The sequence below is a fragment of the Pricia antarctica genome (assembly GCF_900101815.1).
Classification (GTDB): Bacteria; Bacteroidota; Bacteroidia; order Flavobacteriales; family Flavobacteriaceae; genus Pricia; species Pricia antarctica.
The window spans coordinates 1-1338 of record NZ_FNAO01000042.1 but is presented as its reverse complement, the minus strand read 5'-3'; the positions used below and the strand labels follow the sequence as shown (position 1 = coordinate 1338).

Annotated in this window: 2 protein-coding genes; one reads left to right on the top strand and one right to left on the bottom strand. The window is 39.1% G+C overall.

Annotated features, from left to right (window positions below; all coding sequences use genetic code 11):
- Positions 1 to 295: 295 nt before the first annotated feature.
- The gene (locus tag BLT07_RS20580; protein ID WP_139205194.1) at positions 296 to 901 is read left to right on the top strand and encodes a hypothetical protein; all 606 of its coding nucleotides are present in this window, start codon (positions 296 to 298) and stop codon (positions 899 to 901) included.
- Positions 902 to 1068: 167 nt separating this feature from the next.
- Here the strand turns inward: BLT07_RS20580 and BLT07_RS21535 are convergent.
- Positions 1069 to 1338 (bottom strand): transposase (locus tag BLT07_RS21535; RefSeq protein WP_245726637.1); only part of this gene is annotated, 270 nt, incomplete at its 5' end.

Sequence of the window (1338 nt, the reverse complement as noted above, 5' to 3'; positions counted from 1 at the left end):
ATAATTCTTTTTGCCTTGCATACCTTCAATTTACGGATTTCCGCTCATTGGTAAAAGCAAAAAATGATGTTTATTGGAGTTCTGCAACAGCCACGAAAGTTTTTCAGTACTTCCTACTATTCGCATTTAGTCTAGTATTTTCTCATCCCATTTTGTTGTCGATACTCCACTTCAGAAAATGGATTTTTTTCAATTATATTTAATCAATGGGCAGGGTTTTTAGGTAGACTGCCGTTGTGTACAATTTTCTCTTTCATCAATCGTTTTAGATACCTAGATCATTTAAAGGTATTTTATGAAACTTCATTATCTAATTATTCCAATATTATTATCGCTGTCTATCCAATGCTATGGACAAAAAACGAGAGCTGAACTTATTTTTAAAGATAGTACAGTTATGAAAGGGTACGCAGAACCCACCAACGTTAACAACATTAGATTTAGAAAGGAGAAAAGAGCCAAGAAACAATTTTTTTCATTTGAAGAAGTAGATACGCTAAAAGTATACTATGACTTTGAGCCTACAATTTTTGTCCTTGTTAAAATTAAAGATAAGACGGTTCCCGAAGTCTTGGAGATGGCTCACACCGGAAAAAACGTGACCTATTTTAGAGAGGTTTCTCAGGGTTATAGTGCACCCATAATGACACCGACTGGAGGCGGCGGTTTTTTGATGACGGGAGGTGGAGCTTATAACACAATATATTCCTATTTGCGCAAACCTAACGAAGAAGAGGCACTATATCTCGGTTCAAGCTATTGGCTGACCAAAAATTTTAAAAAAACTGCCTCTGATTTCTTTTCGGACTGTCCTAGCCTGGTCAAAAAAATTACGGACAAGGAAATGAAAAAAAGAGATCTTAAAGAAATTATCAACTATTATAATTCTGTTTGTGAATAGATGACTAGCTAAGCAAAACCGGCACACACTATGGCACTGAGCTAGATATGAGGTAAATCCCAGCTAATACAACCAATAAATTTCATTTTTTCATTGAGAACCGTAAAACGGACGTGGTCGTTGCAGAAGTGGTTTGCGGGTAAGATATCGAATCCATCAGGCTGGTCCTACGAAGCCTTCAGAAGAACCGGCATTGGTTGGATTTGCCGGATAAATATGGTCAAGAAGCCTTGGAATGCATCCATGATCGTCTTTAAAATCCGAACGGAGGGTTTCCCTCCCCCTTTCTTAAGGTACTTTTTCAGATTGAAGGCAATTGCGGCCATGAGCATGACCTTATGTGCACCGGCCTTGCCCAGTACGCCTATTTTCCGTAGGCCGTAGAACTGTGTCAGGCTGCCGAACACGGGCTCCACCGTACTTTGCCTCAGCTTTTT

Bases quoted from the DNA above. Each gene is read 5' to 3' on its own strand.
- BLT07_RS20580 (WP_139205194.1), top strand. From the start codon at position 296: ATGAAACTTCATTATCTAATTATTCCAATATTATTATCGCTGTCTATC.